This window comes from Pseudomonas sp. ERMR1:02, from assembly GCF_002277815.1.
Taxonomy (GTDB): Bacteria; Pseudomonadota; Gammaproteobacteria; order Pseudomonadales; family Pseudomonadaceae; genus Aquipseudomonas.
On sequence record NZ_NKJI01000017.1, the window covers coordinates 94,644 to 112,676 of the forward strand.

General features: G+C 59.1%; 10 protein-coding genes and 2 pseudogenes. 5 read left to right on the plus strand and 7 right to left on the minus strand.

All coding sequences use genetic code 11. The annotated features are described in order from the left end of the window. Nucleotides 1–4: 4 nt before the first annotated feature. Together CES87_RS24690 and CES87_RS24695 are read right to left on the minus strand one after the other, a co-directional pair. Nucleotides 5–2,803, minus strand: a pseudogene (locus tag CES87_RS24690) (multicopper oxidase domain-containing protein). 185 nt (nt 2,804–2,988) lie between these two features. After that, a complete protein-coding gene (locus tag CES87_RS24695; RefSeq protein WP_128608162.1) occupies nt 2,989–4,437 on the minus strand; it encodes an ATP-binding protein in 1,449 nt (482 codons plus the stop codon). Nucleotides 4,438–4,727: 290 nt separating this feature from the next. On the opposite strand from CES87_RS24695, the gene CES87_RS24700 reads away from it, so the two are divergent. The 4 genes from CES87_RS24700 to CES87_RS24715 all read left to right on the plus strand — a co-directional run bounded on the left by CES87_RS24700 (nt 4,728) and on the right by CES87_RS24715 (nt 10,355). Next, complete coding sequence (locus tag CES87_RS24700; RefSeq protein WP_128608163.1) at nt 4,728–6,074, plus strand: hypothetical protein; 1,347 nt, start codon at nt 4,728–4,730, stop codon at nt 6,072–6,074. Nucleotides 6,075–6,109: 35 nt separating this feature from the next. Then, nucleotides 6,110–8,356 (plus strand): Ig-like domain-containing protein, encoded by a 2,247-nt coding sequence (locus tag CES87_RS24705; protein WP_128608164.1) that lies wholly within the window; start codon nt 6,110–6,112, stop codon nt 8,354–8,356. A 61-nt stretch (nt 8,357–8,417) separates the two neighbouring features. Beyond that, nucleotides 8,418–8,879 (plus strand): curlin, encoded by a 462-nt coding sequence (locus CES87_RS24710; protein ID WP_128608165.1) that lies wholly within the window; start codon nt 8,418–8,420, stop codon nt 8,877–8,879. 27 nt (nt 8,880–8,906) lie between these two features. Beyond that, a complete protein-coding gene (locus CES87_RS24715; RefSeq protein WP_128608166.1) occupies nt 8,907–10,355 on the plus strand; it encodes a curlin in 1,449 nt (482 codons plus the stop codon). Nucleotides 10,356–10,942: 587 nt separating this feature from the next. Here the strand turns inward: CES87_RS24715 and CES87_RS24720 are convergent. Beyond that, a complete protein-coding gene (locus CES87_RS24720) occupies nt 10,943–11,272 on the minus strand; it encodes a DUF6124 family protein (RefSeq protein WP_128608167.1) in 330 nt (109 codons plus the stop codon). Nucleotides 11,273–12,808: 1,536 nt separating this feature from the next. On the opposite strand from CES87_RS24720, the gene CES87_RS24725 reads away from it, so the two are divergent. Beyond that, a complete protein-coding gene (locus CES87_RS24725; RefSeq protein ID WP_128608168.1) occupies nt 12,809–13,579 on the plus strand; it encodes a hypothetical protein in 771 nt (256 codons plus the stop codon). Nucleotides 13,580–14,898: 1,319 nt separating this feature from the next. Here the strand turns inward: CES87_RS24725 and CES87_RS34540 are convergent. The 4 genes and pseudogenes from CES87_RS34540 to CES87_RS24750 all read right to left on the minus strand — a co-directional run. Further along, nucleotides 14,899–16,340, minus strand: a pseudogene (locus CES87_RS34540) (amidase). Nucleotides 16,341–16,344: 4 nt separating this feature from the next. Continuing rightward, a complete protein-coding gene (locus CES87_RS24740) occupies nt 16,345–17,028 on the minus strand; it encodes an amino acid ABC transporter permease (RefSeq protein ID WP_030130764.1) in 684 nt (227 codons plus the stop codon). Next, nucleotides 17,025–17,606, minus strand: a complete 582-nt coding sequence (locus tag CES87_RS24745; protein ID WP_256591073.1) for an amino acid ABC transporter permease — start codon at nt 17,604–17,606, stop codon at nt 17,025–17,027. The genes CES87_RS24740 and CES87_RS24745 overlap by 4 nt, the downstream gene beginning before the upstream one ends. A 73-nt stretch (nt 17,607–17,679) precedes the next feature. Next, nucleotides 17,680–18,033 (minus strand): amino acid ABC transporter ATP-binding protein (locus CES87_RS24750; RefSeq protein WP_141239473.1); only part of this gene is annotated, 354 nt, incomplete at its 5' end.

The window sequence follows — 18,033 nt, forward strand, 5'->3', positions numbered from 1 at the left end:
CGGTTCATTTCTTCACAGTCACTTGTGGGCCCGAACCGTCGCCAGTGCGGAAGGTTGGCAGTGCGGCAGAGTTGACGTAGCGCACACCATCCCAACTCGGCAGCGGTGTCGGCATCAACTGGAATTGCCCGGGCTTCTCAATGTCCCAACGCAGCAGCATGGAGTTGTCCTCGTGCTGGGTGTTGTGACAATGCTCCATGTAGGTCCCGGCGAACTCACGGAAGTTGATCGCCATTTCCACACTGTCCAGGCCATCGTTTTCCGAGCCGATGCGGTACACGTCCTTGCGTGCCCATTTTTCCCATTCCGGTGGTGCCTTGCCGCCGCGACTGAGGATGATCCCCTCCTCGAAGTGCACGTGCACCGGGTGGCTCCAGCCTTTGCCACCGAGCTTGATATTCCACACTTCCAGGGTGCCGAAGCCGTTGGTGCCAGCATCGGTAGGGCCGCTTTTCAACTGGGTCGCCGCGTTCAGACGACGAGGGTCCATGTGGTAGCCGAAGCCGCCGTCGGTCTTGACTGTCCAGGGTGCTTCATCAGTGCCGTCGGAACGACCGAAGATGAAACTGCGGTGACGGGCCTTTGCCAGCAACGCCTGGTCGGCAACGTTGTCGCGATGAATCTTCAGCGGAATCATCACCAGGCCTTCAGCCTTGCCCGGTTTGGCCGGCTCGTACAGCGAAGGGTCCATGGACAAGTCCTGACCGGTGTAGGCCTTGACGTTGAGTTGCAACACCTTGCCTACCGCCGGGTCGCCCTTGTCCCACTGCGGTCCCTTGCTCGATTGCTTGATTACCGCCAGGTATTTCTCGGACAGCACGTCGGCCAGGGGGATAGGTTCTTTCGGACCTTTGCCGTTGTCATGGGCCAGCAGGTTGACGAAGAAGATCTTGTCACCCGGTTTGATGCCGTTTTTGGCGAAGTTGACGATGATGTCGAAGCGCTCGGCAATGCCGTGGGTTGGCAGGATTGCGTTGTGGTTCTGTTTATCGCCATCGGCGTCGAGGTCCATGGTGCCGTCGAATGGCACGCTGTGTTCCATGATGTTGCCGTCGTTGGCAATCATGTGGAACGGCACGCGGGCATAGGACACACCCGACCCTTTTGGTCCCTGGAACTCGCCACTGGTGCCCTTGATTTCACGCACCAGCGCCCATTTGTAGTAACGCGACACCGAGCCGTTGAGCATGCGAAACCGATAGCTGCGGGCCCGCACATCCAGGGTTGGTTTCCACTGCCAGTTGACCATCACCTGGTCACCGATGAAGCCGTCGGTGTTGAACGGGTTGAACCACAGTTGGCCGTTTGCATCCCAGGCCTTGTCAGCGAACAACAGGTTGACGTCGTAGTCGCGGTTACCCCAAGGCAAGGCGCTGCCGCTGGGGAAACGCAGATTGACCCCGTCATTCACCGACTCGTTGCCACGGTCCAGGGCGCTGTAGTAGTTCATCATCGCCGCGTTGCCCTTGTAGACGTTCTGCGCGGTGAAATCGAGCATGTGGTCGTGGAACCAGTGGGTGCTCATGGTTTCGCGCCAGTCACCGCGAATTTGATCGTGCCATGGTCGCAGGTCTTGCGACTCGGGCTCATGTCATTGGTCCACAGGGTTTCGCCCGGCGAGCACGGGAACGCCGCACGCGGATCTTCAGCCTTGGTGTTGATGCTGTCATAACCGGCGAGCTGGATCGGCCAGCGATAGTCGTAATACTGCCCGGGGAAGAAAAACGCGTTGGCATAACCATCGCTTTCCGCCGGTGCGTGACCATTGTGTTCATGGGTGCTGATGGTATGCAGACCGAAACCCATGTTGGCCGACGGGTCGATGGGCAGGCCGTTGTAATGGCGCATGAGCACCGGCTGACCGTAACGCACCATCAACAGTTTGGGCGGCAGCGTGCCGTCGAAGGTCCACACCGAGTTGTGTTTCTGCACCGGCATCAGCGGGTGGAAGCGCGGCTCGACGCCCTTGGCGGTACCATCCGTTGCCGGTACACCGGCGACGTTGTGATAGAGGCCACCGGGGCCGAATTCACCCACGGCGTAGTGGTGCATCTGCCGAGCATCACGCAAGCCACCGTTGGTGCGCGCACCGGTCTGCACGGTCTTGTAGGCGTTCTGCGGGTAGAACTCGTTCCAGCGCTGATGCGACCAACCTTTTCCTGGTGGACGGCCTTCGGCGGACGAGCCGATATGGCGGTTGAGGAAGTATTCGATCTGCGCCTGCCACGGGTTGCGGTCAACCACGTTGGAGTACTGGCTGGGGAAGGGTGTCAGCCCCGGTTGACGCAAGAAAGCATCGAGTGCCGCGCTCGGTGGCGCACTGCGAGCGGCACTGGTGGGTCTTGTTGCGGAAGCGGGCCAATGGCTGCCGGTGGAAACGGCAATGGCGCCGCTGGCGTGGTGGGTCGAGTTTTTCCGGCCCGAATTCCTCAAACAGTAGAAGCTGCTGGGTGAACGGCAGTGCGCCGAACAGCGGGCTGGGCTTGCCATTGGTGGGGTAGTTGAAACTGGTCTGCTGTGCGGCGGGGAGTTGGTTCTCTACCCACGTTTCGTCCCTTTTGCCTTTGACGCCATTAGGTAAATCAAAGGAATCCTGGTTGGCCTCCGGCATGCTCAGGATGGCGTTCAGCGCCGCTGGCTCGTTGGCCGGTTCGTCGTGGTAAGCCGAGGGATCGGACGGCTCTGGCTGTCGCTCGTCGTCAATGGGGCTAGCTCGCAACATCCCAGTGCTTAATGTCATCGATAGAACGACGCTCAACGGCGTTAACAACCACTTGAAGGGATACCGCGCTTGTCTGTCCATCACCTGCCGCCTTGTATGCGTGAAGGGGGTGATGGGGGTTTTGCAAATTCCTCGCCAAATCTGTAACTGATTTGTACAAAAGTACTAATACCCGACAAAACAATGGCTTATCAACATCAATGTGCCATAACCAGGGACAGCGACTGGGAATGACCCCCGCTAGCGGGTAAAGTTCGCACCCAACTTCAGGGAACCAACTTAAACGACAGACGGACAGAAGTGCCCTCGCCTTCGCGGCTGTCGAGGGCCACGGCGCCGCTGAAACGCTCCATGATCCGCTTGACCAGGACCAGCCCGACACCGAGCCCGCCCTGCTTGGTGGTGAAAAACGGCCGGAACGCCATTTTCCGTTGTTCTTCGGTCATGCCTTTGCCGGTATCGCTGACCACCACGCACACGCCACTGGAGTCGGTCGACTCCAGGATGATGGCCAGCGTCCCGCCTTCGTCCATCGCTTCCAGTGCATTGGCCAGCAAACTGTTGAGGATTTGCGTCAGCTGCACCTGCTGGCTCAGCACCAGGGGCGTCTCCTTGGGCTCGAACACCACGTCGACCCGGGCCTTGGCAATCTGTTGTTCGAAGGCCATGAGGCTGTCATAGAGCGACGCCACCAGATTGACCGCCTCGGCATCGTCAGTGAGCGGCCGCAAGGATTGCAGCAACTCGCGTACCCACTTCGACATGCGATCGACCTGGCCGATGATGTCATTGATGTTCTTGTGCGCGGCGCCATTGTCGAACTCCAGCGCCAGTTCGGCGCTGGAGCGAATGGTCGCCAGGGGATTGCGCAGACTGTGGGCCACCGCCGATGACATCTCGCCCAAGGCGACAAAGGTCTCGTTGGTAATCAGCTGCTTTTGCTGCGCCGCCAATAGAATCGCCGCACGGCGCACGATCCAGTACAACCCGAAGTAAATCAAACCGCCGCCCAGGGCCGTGGCCAGCCAGATCATCACCAGCCCGCGCTCCATACGACTGATCAGGTCCTTGGGTTCCTTGTAGATCTCGACCATCGCCGTGACGTTCTTGCCGTCGGCATCGAACAGGGGAATGTAGTTTTCAATGAAAATGTATTCCGGTGGCGTGACGAACTTTTGCTCCATGCGCGTCTTGTCCACATCGTGGTAACTGGCTGACACCGGTGCCTTATTGGCGAAGGCCTGATCGAGGTCCTCGTCGGCATGGATCGTGGTGCCCATCAACGCCGGATTGGTCGACCAGATCACCATGCGGTCGGGTGCATAAATGTTGGCAAGGATCACGTCCGGCAAGTGTTCGATGTGGTCGAGGAATTCGCCTCGGGCGTTGGCGAGGGCCAGCGGGTCGACGTCGGGAAAGTCCCGGTCTTTGCGCGGATCGAGCAATTCGCCCATGGTCAGCACGTTGGGCATCGCCACATGGCGCACCTCGGCGGAGGCGATCGCCTGAATGAACTGCGACGTCAACAACGCATCGCGCTGCACGCTTTCGGTAATCACGAACCTGGTCGACACCGAACCCAACGCCACGGCCACGGTACCGATCACCGCCATGCTGATGAGCGAAAACCAGCGCAGCAGATTGAACGGCTTTTTGCGCGTGCTCAGGCGAATAGCGCCCTTGTCGGACTCGAGTGTTTTTGCCAGCGTGGTCATGAACGTTCTGTCCCGGTTGCCCCTATAGGTTTATAGACCACTGCTGGCAGCTTGCCCGACTTCGGGTGACTTCCCACCCACCTTTCCCCGCCAGCCCCTTTATCCCCATCTACCCCCAATCCTGGGGAAAGAGGCCCGTTCCCATTATTGGGGGACGGTTTCTCATTGTTTGGCGAACGCCTGTGTACCGGGCCTCTCACTGCCATTTCTGGCGGTTGGCATGGGAGTTGCCGAACACCTGCCCACTGACCCATATCCAAGGGAAAGGTACTTTAATAGAGGGAATACTAATGCACCCTTTACTGTCCAAGACCGCGATCGCATTGGCTGTGACCACTCTGGCCCAAGGCGTTGCCCAGGCAGCGCTGTTTGCTGTAGAACCCGGACCCTACTTGCCAGCTACCGGCGGCTTCGCTTCCTGGTATCAGGACACCCATGGCCGGACCCTTGACCTGTGCCTGTCAAAGGCTGTCAGTTCCAGGGTTGCCAGTGCTCCGGGCGCACCCACTTACATGTGCTCGCTGATACCGGCCCCCGGCATTTTCGACGATACAAAAGCACTGGCCTTCCCGAACAACTTTCCCGACGAAGCGTTCTGGTTCACCGCCGATGGCACCATCGTCGACGCCGCCCGGGGCGTCAACTTGTCCTACGGTTCGGCAATTGAGGCGGCCTTCAGTGGCGGTGATCCCGTGGAGGGCGACCAGATCAGCTTTGCCCGCATCCGCATTCGCGTCGACGTGCCCACCGCAGGCACCTACATCATTACCCACCCCTATGGTGTCGAAGCCTTCACCGTCGATACCCCCGGACGACGGGCGATCAACATGACCCGGGACATCGGCATCGGCGCACCGAAAACCTACGATGGCGCGCTCAAAGGTGACGTCGGACCATTCCTGCGCAGCGTTAACGGCCCCTACACAGAAACCAATCCGGACACCCACCTGGCCGAACAATTCATCGGCGACCCGAACATCAACGAAGCCGTCACCGGCAGTCCGTTCAACACCAACTTCATCCGCATCGAAGGGCCGGGCGGCCTGGACTTGCGCACGGCTGTTTTCGCAGTCTCCGGCAAGTTGTCCACCGTTGCCCGGCCGACACCAATGATCGCGCAACGCAGCACCTACTCGCGTAAAACCGGCAGCAGCGCCCCCGTAGCCCAGCAGGACGTGTTCGTCCTGGCCCCGCCACCACCGGCCAAAGTGACCCTGGACAGCAACAATCCGGTGTTGAACCTGACCGAGGCCGACACCACCGGTAGCTGGTACGCCCAGTCCTCAACTAACCCGTCGTTGCCAAACGCTTTACGGGTGACCGCCGACAACCACTTGGCCATTCCCACCAGCACGCCGACCACCTTGTCCATGCCCCTGACTGATCTAGTGGTGATCTCACGCGCGGAATACAACATGACCACCGGGCAAATCACCATCGAGGCCTCCTCCAGTGATGAGACATCGCCACCGGTACTGACTGCCACCTCTGGAACCGGTGTCGCCATCGGCACCCTCGCTGGCAGTGCCTTAGTGAAAACCTTGTCCACCGGAGTCACTCCGATTCCACCGGCCGAGGTTCGGGTGACGTCATCCAATGGCGGCATCGATACCGAAAAAGTGGTCATCGTGCAATGAACGCTCACATGCCCAGATCCTCATCAGGAGGCATCATGAACAATTGTCCACGCCTGGCGCTCAACGCCCTGGGACTGACTCTATCGCTTTGCGGCAGTGCGTTCGCGCAACTGGCTGCCGTCGACACCGGACCCTACACCTTTGCCTCGGGTAAATTTCCGATCTGGTATCAGGACAAGAATCTGCTGTCCATGGAACTCTGCCAGTCCCGAGCCACCAGCTCGCGGGTGGCGGCTGCCACGCCACCCGCCTACATGTGCACCCTGCTGCCGGAACCGGGCATTTTTGACGACACCCTGCCGATGGTGTTCCCGGACAACTGGCCGCCGGAAGCCTTCTGGTTCCTCGCCGAGACCACCATTGCCAACAACGCCGCCGGCTACGGAATGGACGCGTACGTGGCCGGGATAGAAGCGGCATTCGCCGGTGGAAATCCGCTCGATGGCGATCAAATCAGTTTTGCGCGGATTCGTATGCGGATAAACGTGCCCGTCGCCGGGACCTACACCATTACCCACCCTTATGGCGTGGAAACAGTGAACGTCACTACACCCGGTCGTCGTGCAATCAACATCACCAAAGACATCGGCATCGGTGCGTCGGGGAATTTCAGCGGGGCATTGAACGGTGCCATCGGGCCATTCCTGCGCAGCGTCAACGGCCCCTACACCGAAGTGAACCCGGACACCGGCGCTATCGAAACCTTCGTCGGCGACCCGAACCTTACCGAACAAGTCACCGGCAGCCCAAACAACACCAACTTTGTTCGCATCCAGGGTCCGGCCGGGACAATCCAGACCAACCTGTTCACACTGGCAGGCAAGGTCCTCGACAACCGTGCTCAAACACGTGTGGACCTGAGCCGTGCAACCTACCGGCGCACCACCTCGGGCACCGCCACCAACACCCAGGTCGAAGTCTTCGGCAAAGCGGACACCAGCTCGACCCTGTGCTTCCGCGAATCCATCGCCCTCGTGCCAGGCCCACCGCCTACGCCTTGCCTGACCAACATGGTGGGTGACGGCACCGGGTTGTTCTTCGCTCGGCGTCTGTTCAATGGCCCCGTGCCAGCGGTCGTGGTGCTCACCGCCACCAATCCGGCCGGTTCCACCCGCCCAACTTCCACGTCAAGCAAACTCACCGACCTGGTTAGAATCCAGACTGCTCGCTACAACTGGAGCAATCACAGCCTACTGATCGAAGCCACGTCCACGGATGAAGTGGTCGTGCCGGATATGGTCGCCCAGGGCTACGGACGCCTGACCAAATCCGGCACCCTGCAACGCCTGACGGTCGCCGATCTGCCGCAGCCACCGGCCACCGTCACCGTCAAATCCGCCGCCGGCGGTAGCGACGTCGAACCTGTGGTGGTGGTCGGTACCGCACCGAATACCGGTGAGAACCAGGCGCCGATCGCCCGCGCCGACAGCGGCAGCACCAGTTTCGGGGTACCAATCACCCTCAACCTGCTGGCCAACGACAGCGATCCGGACGGCAACACACCACTGACCATCACCGCGCTGACCCAACCGGCCACCGGCCGGGGCACCGTGGCGCTGAACGGTACGACAGCGGTTGTCTACACCCCACCAGCGGTGGTCACCGTTCCGCTGACCACGACTTTCACCTACAAGGCTCAAGACGCCAAAGGGCTGGCCTCGGTTGCTCCGGCGACCGTGACCATCACCGTGGCGCCTAACCGGGCTCCAACGGCCGTCGCTGACAGTGTTACGACCCTGGGTGTGGCTATTCCGATCAGTGTGCTGGCCAACGACACCGATCCGGAAGGCAACCTGCCTCTGGCCGTCAACAGCTTCACTCAACCACCGGCAGGTCGCGGCACCGTCAGCAGTAACGGCACCGTCCTGACCTACACCCCACCGGCCACGGTCACCACGGCCTTCACCACGACCTTCACCTACTTCGCCCGGGACAGCTTCGGTGCGGTGTCGGCGGCGCCGGCCACGGTCACGGTGCAAGTCTCGCCACGGCCTGCTGCGGAAACCTTCACGGTGACCACGGCGACGGTGTCGGCACGCTCCAACAACCGCTTCACCTGGGACTTTGCAGGGACCTCATCGGTGACCACCGGCAACACCATCACCATCCAGGTCACCACCCCTACCGGGCTGCAAACCCTGGGCACTACCACGGTGCCGGTGACCGGTCGCTGGAGGTTCACGGCGAACAACATCACCACGGTGATTCCGTCGGCGAACCCGACAGCCACCATCACCTCGTCCCAAGGCACCGTGCGCACGGTGCAGGTGATCTCGAACTGAGCCCTCGCCCCATTCACTCGGTGAGTGAATGGGGCAAGCCTCTTGCGAAAAGGAAGACGCCATGAAAAAGCCGACCGCCGCCCTGCTCTGCGTGTTCCTGCTTTGCACCAGCGCAGGCGTGCGCGCCGACGATTTGATGGAAAACGATGACCTGGGCCCAGGTGGCGACCTCGGTGAGCTGCCACCCCCGGTGGGCCAGCACGCACTGATCGACCAGAACGGCCAGGCCAACATCGCGCTGGTGCAACAGAACGGCCAATCGCTGCTCGGCCAGATCGTGCAGTCGGGCAGCAATCAGGAAGCGTACATCCTGCAACAGGGCAGCGACCTGATGGCATTGATCAACCAGCAAGGTTCCGGCAACGCCGCGTCGATCACCCAGACCGGCAGCCACAACCGCGCGCAGATATCCCAGAACGGCAACAACAACGACGCCAACATCGTTCAGGCTGGCACGGGACAGCAGAGTGCTGTGACCCAGGCAGGAAATGGAATGAGCGTATCGGTCACTCAATATCGCTAAAGCACTGCACTCCTTGGAGGTTTCATCATGTTCAAACTGACGCCCCTTACCGCCGCCATCCTGGTTGTTGTCAGCATCCAGGCATTGGCCGATGACAGCGTATCCATTCAAAACCAGTCCGGTACCGCCAACATCGCCGATGTGAAGCAGAGCTACGCACCGTACAGCACCGCCACCCAGCAGCAACTGGGCGAGGGCAACGACGCGGCCGCCGTGCAAGACACCGCCACCAGCACCATCACCCAGACCCAGATCGGCAACTACAACGCCGGCTACGCCGAGCAACTGTCCGAAGACAACAGCACCATCACCCAAAACCAGATCGGCAGCTACAACACCAGCCACGCCAGCCAGTCCATTGGTGTCGGCTATGGCGAAGTCCTGCAGCAACAGGAAGGCAGCGGCAACTTCTCGTTCGTCTATCAGGACAGTCAGGACAGCACTTGGGGCAAGACCTACCAGTACGGTAACGACAACAATGCCAACATCGAACAGATCCAGTTAGGTACGACCAACAACGCCGTGATCATCCAGTACGGTGACACCAACTACGCCACCGCCGAACAGATCGGCCAAATGAGCGGCCAGATCGACATCAACCAGTCCGGCACCAACAACTATGCCTACGGCGACCAGCGCTACAGCGAAGGTGGCAACCTGACCATCAACCAGTACGGCGATGGCAACGGCACCGAAGTCTGGCAAGACACCCAAGTCAACGCTCAGGCCACCATCAATCAGTACGGCGGCGCCAACGAAACCATCGTCGATCAAAGCTTTGGCGAAAACAACGTGGCCAATGTGCTGCAAGTAGGCGACCTCAACGCCATCTACGCCGACCAGTTCCAGTCCCTCGCCTCCACCGTCACGCTCTATCAACAGGGCAACGGCAACGTGCACTTCACCTACCAGAGCGGCGACAGCCAGGTCATCAACGCCACCTCGGTGGGTAACGACAACAAGGTCTATGCCAGCAACTGGAAAGGCCCGCAGCTGGGCGGCCAGTTCGGCTACAACCAACTCGCCACCGTCAACCAGAACGGCGACGGCAACGTCGCCAGCTTCAAACAAGATGGCGTCGGCCAAATCATGACCACCAACCAGACTGGCTACGGCAACAAAACCACGGTCAGCCAGGCTGATTCCTACAACGAGCTGTACTTCGACCAGAACGGCACCGACAACATCCTGATCTCCGACCAGCGCGGCACCACCAACCTGGCCCAGGGCACCACCAACGGCTACGGCAACAGCACCGAGTACAACCAGGAAGGCACCGGAAACCAGGCTTACACCACGCAGCTGTATGGCGACGACAACATGATCACCGTCAAACAGGCTGACACCATGAACGTGGCCTACGTGACCCAGGGTGGTACTGGCAACATTGCCAGTGTTGACCAGAGTGGGATGACTCAGACGGCTAACATTCAACAGTTTGGTGACGCCAACCAGGCAACAGTGATGCAGCGATAATCGCGCGGCAGAGAAAAACCGCGGCTCTTGAGGGAGGGTCGCGGTTTTTTTATGGCTGTATACAAAGCTTCTATTGTCTATCAGGTCGTCTTCGCGAGCTGGCTCGCACACATTTGATCTCCATGAGACAAGGATTTCGCCTACGGCGTAGATCCACTGTAGGAGCGAGCCTGCTCGCGAAGGCTGCGTGTCAGGCGACGTGTTTTTTGAGGGTGTACATATCCATTCCTGCGGTAACGGCCTCTATTGGTTTCGCTCTTACAGCGAGTCACTTGGAAGAGCCCCAAGTAACCAAGGGCTCTTGCCCCTGTCGTTCGGTGCCTCGCTGTGGCTCGGCATGCCCTCGCTCCGGTCCTGCTCCGTGGGCCCGCCGCGATCGGCCATCCCTGGCCGTGCGCGGCTAACCCGGCATCCATGCCGGGTTAGCCACTGCGCAGAACCTCCACTCGGCCTCTCGAGGGGGCAAGAAGATCAAGATCAAAAACCAGATCCAAAGCACTCGAGGCGGCCTGACAGCCGACCTGATTGCGGTGGATGCGCGTTGTCCCCTGTAGGAGCGAGCCTGTTCGCGAAGAACGATTACGCTGTCAACCCTGCGGATCGAGGTTATCCAGCGCCCGATTCACCGCCAGATCCGCCAGCATGATCACCTGCTGGATACCCAACATAGTGCTGCGCTGTGGCCCGTCCAGAAACGTCGCGAAATCGCTGGCCATGACACTGGCGGATGCCAGGGATTCGCAGGCGTGGGCTAGCAGGTCTTCGGTCCTGATGTCCGGGGCGACGAGGAACATGGTGCTGGGGTTGTGGGGGGCGGTGGATTTGAGGATGGCGGGTTTTAGGTGGAGTTCGTGACCGGGATTTGGTGTGGTGTTTTTGCTTGGTGATTCGGGGGGATTGGGGGTGGGTTTTGGCATGGTTAAAGCTCCTTGATCAATGGAGCCGCCACACATCGCTGCTAAACGGAAAGGGTGGCGACTGTACGCGGGTTAGCAGACCAGGGATCAAGGAACCCGGCGCACCGAAGTGCCCCACGCACAGTCACCATAACGAAGGCTTCGACGCAAAAATTGCGTGGGCCGATCAACAGGCGACATTGGCGTGCCTTGAAATTTACTGAGCTGCTAAACCCGTTCGCTGAATTTGCAGCGACACGAAAACGATAGAGACCAGGGCCAAGGCGCACAAGCCGGCGGATTCTGGCGTAGTTGTAGGCAGTGACGCAAGGTGATGTAGCCTTGCTCCTGGTCCTACATCCGACTCCTACAACCAAGAGAGATTGGTCGGCTGTCAGGCCGCCATCGCCGGCAAGCCCTGATGCCAGTCCGTTAAGGATCAGCAACCTCTGACCTGTAGGAGCCGGCTTGCTGGCGAAAGCGGTGTGTCAGGCGCCATCCATGTTGATTGATGCTCCGCTGTGGCCAGCAAGTCAGCTCCTACAGGGACGGGATACATCCTTCAAATTCAGGCTGGCTGTCAGGCCGCCTTCGCTGCGATGCGGCGACCCGACAAGCCAGCTCCACAGGGGATCGGGAGTAGCTACAAAATCAGGTCGGCTGTCAGGCCGCCTCGCTTTGGCTTTTGATCTGGCTTTTGATTTTCTTGCCCCACCACGCCCTGAGCCTGTCCGTCAACCTGTGACGACCTCCATCGGCGTCTCTACCAACGTTGATCCGCGCTGCGTTAAGGCCTGCAAGTAAGCCTTTTCGTCATAGACAGTGCTGGTTTTCCAGCTCCTACATTTGAATTGGGTACATCCCCGAGAGTCAGGTCGGCTTGTAGGCCGCCTTCGCTGGCAAGCCAGCTCCTACATTTGAATTGGGTACATCCGTGAAGTCAGGTCGGCTTTTAGGCCGTCTTCGCTGGCAAGCCAGCTCCCATCGGAGAACGGTATATCTGCAAATGTCAGATCGGCTGTCGGGCAGAGGAGCTTTCGCAGCGCATAGCTCACCCATCATGAATTACACAGTAAAGCGACCCGTAGAGTTAACCCCGTCACAGGACATGAGCGTTTTATAACAACCCAGGAAACCATTTCGAGCAAAAATGCCAACTATCAAGTCTCGGATTATTAAAATGAAAGTAGCAAACCACCTGACTCCGACCAACCACTCAATTCAAGCTGAACAAAACTCAAACCTTTTACGAGCACACAGCATAATAACTAATACATCCAACACCCCGCACACTCTAAGCGTAATTAAAACCCCGAAAAAAATCCACACAGCCACGGATTTAAATGCTGCATTCACTACCAAGGTACAAGAAAACTACTCGCTGCTTTTCAAGGATTTCAAACCCGCCGCCAGGTATCTGTCGACTCTGTCGCACCCGGCATAATAAAAACCACTATTCGCCGGCCGCCAGATAACACCTCTCAAAAAAAATCGCACCCACTAGGGCAGATACAGTCTCTATTGAAACCCGGCGCAACTTACGTTCGTATGCATATCATGGGCGGCGGCCAATCCACTTGTGTAATTGGCACAAAAAACAGTGCTACGCCTGAATCCCCTATACATCTGGCAAAGCAAGCCTCACAGGGCGCAGCTATTATCAATGGTGGATATTTTGTTCATAAAGAAGGATTAGTTTCCGATAACGAAAGCATATTGAGCATCGGCTCTCCTATTGGCAAAACATTGAGCCGCAGTGACAGCGCTCCAGTCCCAGATCTTTGGAAAGATGAATACGGACAGATAGTAATTGATGACCAAACAGTTCTGACAAGCGGCCCTGTACTGGCTCTAAACGGCGAACAAATTGCACTCCCCGACGACGACCGGATGAAATACTATCTGGACGGAAAGGAAAATCCGCTAAACAAGTATGCAGGCGCATTAACGCATTCTAGTGGTTTCAACGAACGAGCAGCTATCAGTACCGTATATTCATCTGACACTGGCGCAGACGATACCGTTATGCATGCATTAGTTTCCAATGGCGACAGAAGTGCAGGCGCTAGCATGAGCGAATGGCAAATGTTGACAAGTGCAGGTATGGAGTCATTGCCTGGGGGGCGTTTAACCGGACGACATAATGATAGTTCAACTATTAATCTGGATGGCGGAGGATCCGTATTTTTGGGTACTACCGGAGAGAGTGGCATCTCTGTTCATGCCCTTGGAGGTGCATCCTCTGAAAGCACTATCAGACCGGTTGCCAATGTGATTGTCTCAATGCCAGAGAACGTTCAGAAAAAGGAATACAGCCACCGAGAATAGGGCTGATCTCCTGAGATTCAACCGCTACCCCTGAGGACGGGTCGCGGTTTTTCTTATGGTTTGTGTACATCCGAAAACAAAAGGGTTGGCAAATTTAGCCGGCAAGTGACTCGCCGTCAGGGCGGACCATTAGTGGCCGTTACCGCAGGAATGGATATGTATGCAGTCAACAAAAGATAGGTCGGCTATGAGGCCGCCTTCGCGAGCAGGCTCACTCCCACATTTAAACCGGGTACACCCGCGAAAGTCAGGTCGGCTCGTAGGCCGCCTTCGCTGGCAAGCCAGCTCCTACAGGGGATCGGGGTATCTACAAAATCAGGTCGGCTGTCAGGCCGCCTCGCTTTGGCTGTTGATCTGGCTTTTGATTTTCTTGCCCCCTCGAGAGGCCGAGCGCAGGTTCTGCGCAGTGGGCAACCCGGCATGGATGCCGGGTTAGCCGCGCACGGCCAGGGATGGCCGATCGCGGCGGGCCCACGGAGCAGGACCGGAGCGAGGGCATGCCGAGCCTTAGCGAGGCACCGAACGAAAGGGGCAAGAGCCCTTGGTTACTTGGGGCTGTTCCAAGTGACCCGCCGTCAGGGCGGAACCATAAGTGGCCGTTACCGCAGGAATGGATATGTATGCAGTCAACAAAAGATAGGTCGGCTATGAGGCCGCCTTCGCGAGCAGGCTCACTCCCACATTTAAACCGGGTACACCCGCGAAAGTCAGGTCGGCTCGTAGGCCGCCTCGCTTTGGCTGTTGATCTGGCTTTTGATTTTCTTGCCCCATCGAGAGGCCGAGCGCAGGTTCTGCGCAGTGGGTAACCCGGCATGGATGCCGGGTTAGCCGCGCACGGCCAAGGATGGCCGATCGCGGCGGGCCCACGGAGCAGGACCGGAGCGAGGGCATGCCGAGCCACAGCGAGGCACCGAACGACAGGGGCAAGAGCCCTTGGTTACTTGGGGCTCTTCCAAGTGACCCGCCGTCAGGGCGGAACCATCAGTGGTCGTTACCGCAGGAATGGATATGTACTCGGTCAACAAAATCCAGGTCGGCTGTCAGGCCGCCATCGCGAGCAGGCTCACTCCCACATTTAAACCGGGTACACCCGCGAAAGTCAGGTCGGCTCGTAGGCCGCCTTCGCTGGCAAGCCAGCTCCTACACTGAACCGGGTACAGCCGCAAAAATCAGGTCGGCTACTAGGCCGCCTTCGCTGGCAAGCCAGCTCCTACAAGGGATCGGGGGTATCTACCAAATCAGGTCGGCTGTCAGGCCGCCTCGCTTTCTCGGTCAACAGAATCAAAAGCAACCGCGAGGCGCCCTGCCTGCTGACCTGGCTACGCGGATGTACCCCAGGCCTCGGACGTGTCCGCCAGCTCCCAGCCCGCAGGCCGTTGCCTGTGCCAATCGCTGACCTGTTGATAGGCATGGCCGATGCGCAGAATCAGCGGCTCGGCGAATGCCCGACCTACAATCTGCATCGAGACCGGCATGCACTTTTCATCGAACCCGATGGGCAGCGCCACCGAACACAGGTTCAGCAAGTTGGCGAACCGCCCCAACAAGGCCAGTGGCGTGCCATATTCATCGACCTCATCCAACGGCACACTGCCAATAGCATTGGTCGGGAAAGCGCAGGCGTCTATGTTGGTCATGGCCTCCTGCATGGCGTGCCGAGCGGCGCGGCGCTGATTTTGCAACTGGATATACAACGCTGCGTCGATGGCCCGACCACTGAGTACGCGGCGTTGAACATGGGGGTCGAAACGCAGATCGTCGCGCTCGAACAAGCTCCCCAGACTGGCATAACCTTCGGCGCTCATAAGCCCACCCGCGATGCGCATGCACTGCTCCAACGACGTGGGTAGCGGTTGCTCGACCAGTTGCATGCCCAACGCGGCCAACTGCTCGAGCCCCAAATCGTAAGCCTTCAGCACCCCAGGAGCGACATGCGCTCGTTCGGCCTGTGGCAACACCCAGATGCGCAAACCGGCTACCGACTGATTGAGACCGGCAGCGGCGCTGAATACAGGGGACTGGGCCGAAACCGGATCCAGCGGGTCCGGGCCCAGCAGTGCATCCAGCATCCACGCCGCATCTTCAACTGTGTGGTGATAGGCCCCACCGAATCCAGCGATGGACACAGCTCGATCAAGCCATGGCGACTGATAAGCCCACGCGTGGTTTTCAGCCCGACCAAACCGCACATGCCCGCCGGAATCCGCACCGAGCCACCCGTATCAGTGCCCAACGCAGCGCTTGCCAACCCACTGGCCACGGCCACTGCCGAGCCGCTGCTTGAGCCACCCGGAGCATGATGCACGTTGCGGTCCCACGGGTTCCACGGCGTGCCCATGACTGCGTTGGTGCCCCAGCCACCGAAAGCGAATTCGACGGTTTGGGTCTTACCAAGAATGATTGCCCCGGCGCGCTCCAGGCGTTGCACTGCGGTGGCGGTCAACTTCGAAACACGCGGTGCCTGTGCCAGAGATCCGCCGGTGATGGCCTGGCCATCGATCTCAAACAGGTCCTTGATCGCCAGCGGGATGCCATGCAGCGGTCCCAGGCGTATGCCAGCCGCACGTTGACGATCCGCGGCGATGGCCGCGCTGAGAGCTCGCGCGGGATAGGCCTCGACATAGGCATTGAGCTGCTCGTCAAAGTGCTCGATGCGTGCCAGTTGCGCCCGAACCAGCGCTTCGCTAGTCAGCGATCCCGCATCCAGCGCCTGCTGCAACTGGGCAATACTGTGGAAAGTAACTTGATCCAGGGTGCTCATGTATTCAACCTCGCAGGGTTTTGCGCCCGCGTGAAAAGTGCTTTTCAAGCACACGCGACAGCATTGAAAGGGGGAAAGCGATAACAAAATAGAACAGCCCTACCAGCAGAAAGACATGCATGGGCAGGAAGGTTTCCGAAGCGATGGCCCGCGCAGCCAGCATCAGCTCATCAGTGGCGATCAGGGCGCACAACGAGCTGTCCTTGAGGATCGACACATAGGCGTTAAGCAGTGGCGGCAACATGCCGCGAATCGCTTGCGGCAGGATGACCGACGTAAACGCTTTAAGCGGTGTCAGTCCGATGGCGATGGCAGCCTCTCGCTGGCCGCGATGCAGCGAGTCCAGGCTGCCACGCAGGATTTCTGCGACGTAAGCGGCGCCCTGCAACCCCAGACCGATGACCCCGGCCCAATAGCCGGACAACGTCAACCCCAAGCTGGGCAACGCGAAATACAGGGCCAGCAACAACGCCAAAAGAGGTACGGCGCGCATGCTCTGAATAAAGTACGCGGCCGAACGTTTGAGGAGGACACTCGGGCTTCTCATCGCCCAGGCCAGCAACGCACCCAATATGGCCGCCAGAGCGAACCCCATCAGGGACAATTCGGCACTGATCCGTGCACCGAGCAACAGGCGAGCGATCCAGTCGCTCCAGTACTCCGGGTACTGCTGAAAAAAGCTGATCATCGCGCGCTCCCAAAATGACGTTCGAGCCGAATGAATCCCACACCGATCGGCAAAATCATCGCGGCGTAGATGCACATCACCGCCAAATAGATCAGTGAAGTCTGGAAGGTGGAGGTCACCAGATTGCGCGCCAGGAACATGATTTCCGGCACGGCGATGGCCGAGGCGATGGACGTGTCCTTGACCAGTTGCGTGACGTAGTTGGCGAACGCTGGCAACGTAACGCGCAGCGCCTGGGGCAACAGGATGCAGCGCAGAATCTGCATACGGCTCAGACCGACAGCCAGCCCGGCTTCATACTGACCGACATGCAGCGACTGCAAGCCGCTACGAAAAATATCGGCCAATACCGCGCTGCCCACCAGACTCAAGCCGACGATGGCGGCCAGCCACGCGGGCAAATTGATGCCAAGATAGGAGAGACCGAAATAGATCAGGAACAGATGCGCCAGCGCGGGAACATTGCGCATCCATTCAATGAAACAGCCGATCGCCCCATGCAACACCCGTGACCGACCGAACGTCAGCAACACTGCGAGTACCACCCCTCCGGCACTCGCCAGCAGCAAGCTACACAACGCGATTTCCAGGCGGTGAGCGCGCCTTTCAACAACAGGGGCAGGAGCCCGAAAAAGACCTCGAAGTTCGCCATCAAGCGCCCTCCATGGCCATGCGCCCAAGAAAACTGCGGGTGCGCTCATGACTGGGGTTGTCGATAACCTGCGCCGAAGGCCCTTGCTCGATAATGTGTCCGCCGTCCATGAAAATCACCCGATCCGCCACATCCCGGGCGAATCGCACTTCGTGGGTCACCATGATCATGGTGCGGCCCTCTTGCGCCAGCTCACGAATCACGGCCAGTACTTCACCCACCAGTTCGGGGTCCAGCGCCGAGGTCGGCTCGTCGAACAGAATGACTTTAGGTTGTTGGGCCAACGCGCGGGCGATAGCGACCCGCTGTTGCTGCCCGCCGGACAATTGCTCGGGATAGACCTCGGCCTTGTG

What these genes read in the sequence shown, in the direction of transcription:
- CES87_RS24695 (WP_128608162.1), bottom strand. Translation starts at nt 4,437, where the DNA reads ATGACCACGCTGGCAAAAACACTCGAGTCCGACAAGGGCGCTATTCGC.
- CES87_RS24700 (WP_128608163.1), top strand. Translation starts at nt 4,728, where the DNA reads ATGCACCCTTTACTGTCCAAGACCGCGATCGCATTGGCTGTGACCACT.
- CES87_RS24705 (WP_128608164.1), top strand. Translation starts at nt 6,110, where the DNA reads ATGAACAATTGTCCACGCCTGGCGCTCAACGCCCTGGGACTGACTCTA.
- CES87_RS24710 (WP_128608165.1), top strand. Translation starts at nt 8,418, where the DNA reads ATGAAAAAGCCGACCGCCGCCCTGCTCTGCGTGTTCCTGCTTTGCACC.
- CES87_RS24715 (WP_128608166.1), top strand. Translation starts at nt 8,907, where the DNA reads ATGTTCAAACTGACGCCCCTTACCGCCGCCATCCTGGTTGTTGTCAGC.
- CES87_RS24720 (WP_128608167.1), bottom strand. Translation starts at nt 11,272, where the DNA reads ATGCCAAAACCCACCCCCAATCCCCCCGAATCACCAAGCAAAAACACC.
- CES87_RS24725 (WP_128608168.1), top strand. Translation starts at nt 12,809, where the DNA reads ATGGGCGGCGGCCAATCCACTTGTGTAATTGGCACAAAAAACAGTGCT.
- CES87_RS24740 (WP_030130764.1), bottom strand. Translation starts at nt 17,028, where the DNA reads ATGATCAGCTTTTTTCAGCAGTACCCGGAGTACTGGAGCGACTGGATC.